At 68.1% G+C, this 5,056-nt stretch carries 4 protein-coding genes and 1 pseudogene; 2 read left to right on the top strand and 3 right to left on the bottom strand.

Features of this window, described 5'->3' with window-relative positions; genetic code table 11:
• The 3 genes and pseudogenes from FNH05_RS32040 to FNH05_RS40120 form a co-directional block, all read right to left on the bottom strand.
• A pseudogene (locus FNH05_RS32040) lies at nt 1–232 on the bottom strand (hypothetical protein); the annotation flags it as partial.
• 1 nt (nt 233) lies between these two features.
• Complete coding sequence (locus FNH05_RS32035; protein WP_483964238.1) at nt 234–1,433, bottom strand: NsdA family TPR-like regulatory protein; 1,200 nt, start codon at nt 1,431–1,433, stop codon at nt 234–236.
• Complete coding sequence (locus FNH05_RS40120; protein ID WP_144592588.1) at nt 1,321–1,704, bottom strand: helix-turn-helix domain-containing protein; 384 nt, start codon at nt 1,702–1,704, stop codon at nt 1,321–1,323. Before FNH05_RS40120 ends, FNH05_RS32035 begins: the two co-directional genes overlap by 113 nt.
• A gap of 896 nt (nt 1,705–2,600) precedes the next feature.
• Here FNH05_RS40120 and FNH05_RS32025 point away from each other — a divergent pair.
• Both FNH05_RS32025 and FNH05_RS32020 read left to right on the top strand, forming a co-directional pair.
• Nucleotides 2,601–2,777 (top strand): FxLD family lanthipeptide, encoded by a 177-nt coding sequence (locus tag FNH05_RS32025; RefSeq protein WP_144592587.1) that lies wholly within the window; start codon nt 2,601–2,603, stop codon nt 2,775–2,777.
• A gap of 69 nt (nt 2,778–2,846) precedes the next feature.
• The coding region (locus tag FNH05_RS32020) for a lantibiotic dehydratase family protein (RefSeq protein WP_144592586.1) at nt 2,847–5,056 on the top strand (2,210 nt) is incomplete at its 3' end.

Below are 5,056 nucleotides of genomic sequence, written 5' to 3'. Positions count from 1 at the left end.
GGGCGATTGGGGTGGGCTGGCCAGCCAGCCAGCGGGTGACGGCGATGCTGGTCTCGGCCCGACGACGTCGGGCCGGTGTGTCGGGAGCCAGCCGCACGATGATCTGTTCGCGGGGGAGCAGGTACACCGCGTTGGACCGGCTGTGCAGGAGCCGAGCGTCGGCGGGGTCGGCGCCGAAGAGTTGACAGGCGGCATGGAGCGCGTCCAGGCCGGGCAGAGCGCTGTCCTGCACGTCAGACTGCGTTCGCCGGGGCAGAGCGGATGTGGGTGCGGAGTTCGGTGACCTCGGGCTGCTTCGCGAACGGTTCGGCCACGGTGTCCAGGACGCGGAGTCGCGCGTATCCGCGAGTGGAGGACAGCCCGGTGATGGCGGTAACCGCGGTGTAGCCGGTGGCAATAGCGGAGTCGATGTCGCCTGCCTGGAATTGTGCCGAGGCCAGCGTGGGCAGGATCATGGCACGGCTGCGCTCGTAGCTGGCGTCGAAGCCCTCGACCGCGCACCCGAGGCGATCGACGGCTTCCGGCGCGAACTCGGGATGGTTCAGGGACAGCAGGTACAGCGCGTGACCTTGCTGGGCGGTGATCTCGGCGTCGGTGACGAACCAAGCCCATGGCGGTGTTGTTGCCGCCTCCGCGGTCGCATAGATCTGTTCTGCTTGGCCGATCGCCCGGCGGGTCGGCTCGGGTTCACCAAGGGTGGCGCGGCACCAGCCGAGCACCGAGGAAACATAGCCGTGGGTGATCGTGCTGGCAGGGTGTTTGCGGTTCGCGGCGGTCGCTGAGGCGAGTTGCGTCAGGCGCAGGGCATCGGCGGGGTGGTCGAGGTGCAGGGCTTGGTGGGCGAGGTCCAGCAGCACGTCAACGGTGAGATCGGTGGAGCGTGGGTGGTCCTCGGCGCGGCGGCCGGTGTCCAGGGCGAAGGTCCACAACCGGCGCGCGGCGTCGTGGTCGTCGACGTCGTAGGCCATCCAACCGGCCATGCTAGCGAGTTCGGCGGTGGCTATCAGCAGGCGAAGCCGGACTTCCGCCGTGCAGATGGCGTCGTCGAGTTGCCGTACCTGATGCAGTTGGGCGATCGCGGCGGCGCGGCACAGCCCGCCGCCGTTGGCGAAGTCCGAGCGGCGGAAGCCGTCGGTGATCGCCTCGATGGCGTCCACATCGGCAGCGCCGATTCGAGGCCGTGAGACGGGTTCTGCCTGGTCGGGCAGTAAGGAGCCCAAACGTGAGAGTTCGGGATGCAGGTTCGACCCCAGCGTGGCAGCGGTGACCAGGGCGAGAAAGTCCCTGCGGTCCAACCAGCTCACCTCCTCTGTCTCCACGCTACTGCCGGCCTCGGAAGGTGTGTCCCCGGGAAAGCCCAGCAGCGATGCGGGTACGCCGAGGACAGTTGCGAGGCGGGCGGCCAGCTTGACGTGCGTCAGGCGGCGGCTCACCACGTTCCACCGCCGAGATCCGGGACTGCGACAGGCCCAGGAGGTCGGCAAGCTGAAGCTGCGACAACCCTGTCTGCTCGCGGACGGCCGTGAACACCGCACCGAAGTCGTAACGCGCGAGAGCCGCACGAACTTCCGGGTCCTCATAGAACCGGTCGGGGATGGGGCGGCGGAACCCTGCGGCCCGAGCGCACGCGCCGCACACCGACGTGCTCGTAACACCATCGAGTGCCGTGCGGCAGAACCGGCAGCGTCGTCCCCGACCGTACATTGCTCGCCTTCCGTCGCAGGACAGAGCACCACTGGTCCATACCGTAGCCCGCCCGTTCCTGGAGGGTGCCGTGTTTGCGGTAGCCGTCAAGCCCCAGTGGGTCTAGCGCCGCTGGGGATCGGGCAGCGCGATCTGAATCGGCATGGTGGGCACATGGCGATACGGCTGGGCAAGGCAACGTTCCTGGAGCCAGGGATCGCACAAGACTCCCGGTGGCCCGAATCGGCACCCCGACCCGAGTCGGGTCACCTTCTTCCAGCTGCGCTGGAAGAAGGTGCACGGCCGCCGTTGAGGTTTCCCACCGGGGGCGGCCACCGATGCCACCAGTACCGGCTGGTGTGCGGCTTCTACGAGTGCGTGCACGGCCACGTACTGCGGATCAAGGACGTCTCTCGCGGCTCGGGCTCGTAAGCGGGTGGCGGTGGCCGATGCGACGGGAACGAGTAGTAGGACCGGCGGGATGGCGCTGGGGCACCAACTCTCCTGGAGGGGCCTACTACGCCGGCCGGATTCATGTCGTTCACCCGGACCGGCTGTCGACCGGCCTCTGCGGACTTCCTGTCGGCGAGATTTGGAGGCTCCGCCCGGCTGCTCCGGCGCAGTTGTGTCCGGACTGTTGTGTCCGAGCGATGTCCGTCTCGTATCCACCGTGCCCGATACCTCAGCCAGCACGCGCGGCGCCGAAGATCGATTGGTTCGCTCCCGCTGCCGGCGGCGACCCCTGAAGTGCCGACGCGCCGACAGCGCTGCTTCCGGTCGTGGGCGTTCTCGACGAACCGCTCACCAGCTCGCAGCGCGCCAGCCCGGAGCTTCTCCACCGCGTTCTGCTCGGCCTGCGCCGACTGTGATCAGTGTTCCCACAAGGAAAACCACCAAGGAACAAGAGAGGAATCACCATGTCCGTAACCACTTTCACGAAGGTCCAGGACGAGGGCACCGACGACCCGTTCGTGCTTGACCTGCGGATCATCACCGACGTTCCGCCCGACCACCCGCTCGCGGCCTGCAAGGGCAACACCGACGACGGCTGCGACCCCACCTGCGCGTCCGCCTGCGTCAGCGGCGGCATCTGAGGACATAGATCCGGCCCAGCGCGGGGGCCGAAGAACGGCCCCCGCGCCCCTCGACGACCTGGAGGAAGGATGCGGGCTCCGAGGAAGCAGCAGCTCTACCGGCACGCGAACGTCGCCTTGCTTCGAGCTGCGGTCGCGCCGCTTACCCACGCCGCCGTCCCATGGCCCGATTTGGAGGATGCCGGGGCCTGCCGTGCCTGGCTGGAGCAGATATGGGCTCGAGCCGACTTCGCCGAAGCTGTGCGACAGGCAAGCCCTTCGCTTGCCGATCGGGTTCACGCCATCCGTTCGGGACACTCGGTCGAGGCCAAGCAGGTACGCAGTGCGGCCTTGTCCACCGCTCGTTATCTGCTCCGCAGTAGCGGCCGACCTACCCCCTTCGGCCTGTTCGCGGGCGTGACACCGGTGACGTTAGGGCCGAGGGCGCGGGTTCGCTGGGGCGAAAACCATCGGGCGGTAGCGAGGGCGGACGCGGTATGGCTCGGCGATGTCGTCGCCCGGCTCGAAAGCTGCTCTGAACTGCTGGAACGGCTCGACGTCGTCATCAACGACCTCGCGGTGCGCCGCGGTGACCGGCTCGAAGTGCCGCACGGGCAGAACAGAGTGACGGTCCGGTACAGCAGCGCGGTTGCCGCAGTGTGCGCGGCCGCCACAACTCCAGTACGGTTCGGCGTCCTGGTCGGCAAGCTCGTCGAGGACTTCGCCGCCGACCACACCGCCGTTCGCTCCCTGCTGACCGATCTGGTCCGGCAGGGCTACCTCGTCACCAGCCTGCGTGCTCCTTTCACCGTGACCGATCCTGTGGACTACGTCGTAAAGCAGCTTCACCAGGCGGTAGCCGAGGAACTGGAGGCCCCGGCGCCCCTGGTGCGCGAGCTTGCCGTCATTCGGGCGGATCTCGAGCACCATAACGGTGAAAAGGCAGATCAGAGTGCCCAACGTGCGAGGGTCACGGGCCGGATGAGGAAGCTCTCCTCGGCCGGGCGGACGCCGCTGGCGGTCGATCTGCTGCTGGACTGCGACGTCCAGCTTCCGGCCGCCGTCGCCACGGAGATGGAGCTCACCGCCGGCGCGCTGCTGCGCCTCACGCGACAGCCAGCTGGCCAGCCAGCGTGGCGTGACTACCACGCCGCGTTCATTGAGCGGTACGGCACCGGAACGCTGGTTCCGATCACCTCGGTGGTCGACCCCAGCACGGGGCTGGGCTACCCGGCCGGATACCCCGGGAGCATTTTCACCCCACCGTCGCTTGGTCTTTCGAAGCGGGATGAACGCCTCCTGGCGCTGGCCTGGAAAGCGATGGCGGACGGCTCACGAAGGGTTGTCCTCACCGATGAAGACCTCCACGCCCTGACGGACGAGGAGCTCGACGAGCGGCACATTCCGCCGCATGTTGAGCTGTCCGGCCGGATTCACGCTGTCAGCCGGGAAGCTCTGGATCGTGGCGACTTCATCCTCACCGTTGCGCCCGCCCGTTCTGCTGGAACGCTCACCAGTCGCTTCACTCCCTTGGCCGATGGCTCAGGATTGGCCGAGGTCTACCAGGAGGCACAGGCGGGGGTCGAGGGTGCTCTTCGCGTGCAAATGAGTTTCGGCCCCATGTACCAGCACGCGGAAAACGTCTGCCGGGTTCCGGCCTACCTCGGCCACCTGCTGCCTCTGGGAGAGCATTCGCCTTCCGGCAGCGATATCACGGTGGACGACCTGGCGGTCACCGCGACCAGTGAACGGCTCCACCTCGTCAGCCTCTCGCGGTGCCAAATCGTCGAGCCACAGGTCTTCCACGCGCTCGCGCTGGACAAGCAAGCCCCGCCGCTGGCCAGGTTTCTCGCGCATCTCCCACGGGCGTTCGGGCCGGGGTGGTACCAGTTCGACTGGGGACCACACGTCGGGTTGCCGTTCCTCCCGCAGGTCAGGTACCGCCGCGCTGTCCTTTCCCCGGCGCAGTGGCGTCTCACGGGGGAGGACCTGGGTCACGGCGACTGGCGGAAGTCGCTCGATGAGTGGCGGCAGCGCTGGAATTGCCCCCGCGTCGTCGAGCTGCGAGATGCCGATCGGACGCTCCGCCTCAGCCTCGATGAGCCTGCCCACGCGGTGCTACTGCGCAGGCAGGTGTCGCGGCACGGGCAGGCGATCCTGCAAGAGGCCCCGGCCGACAGGGACTTCGGCTGGCTGGACGGTCACGCCCACGAACTTGCGTTCCCCCTCGTCGCAGTTCGCGGCGCAGCCCCGAGCCCCTTGCTTGCCTCCGCCCCGCTGCTGGCCGACGGCCACGGCCA

Source organism: Amycolatopsis rhizosphaerae (assembly GCF_007713715.1).
GTDB classification, from domain to species: Bacteria; Actinomycetota; Actinomycetes; order Mycobacteriales; family Pseudonocardiaceae; genus Amycolatopsis_E; species Amycolatopsis_E rhizosphaerae.
The sequence above is the reverse complement of the archived record's forward strand: the minus strand, read 5'-3'. Positions and strand labels throughout refer to the sequence as shown.

What these genes read in the sequence shown, in the direction of transcription:
- FNH05_RS40120 (WP_144592588.1), bottom strand. Translation starts at nt 1,704, where the DNA reads ATGTACGGTCGGGGACGACGCTGCCGGTTCTGCCGCACGGCACTCGAT.
- FNH05_RS32025 (WP_144592587.1), top strand. Translation starts at nt 2,601, where the DNA reads ATGTCCGTAACCACTTTCACGAAGGTCCAGGACGAGGGCACCGACGAC.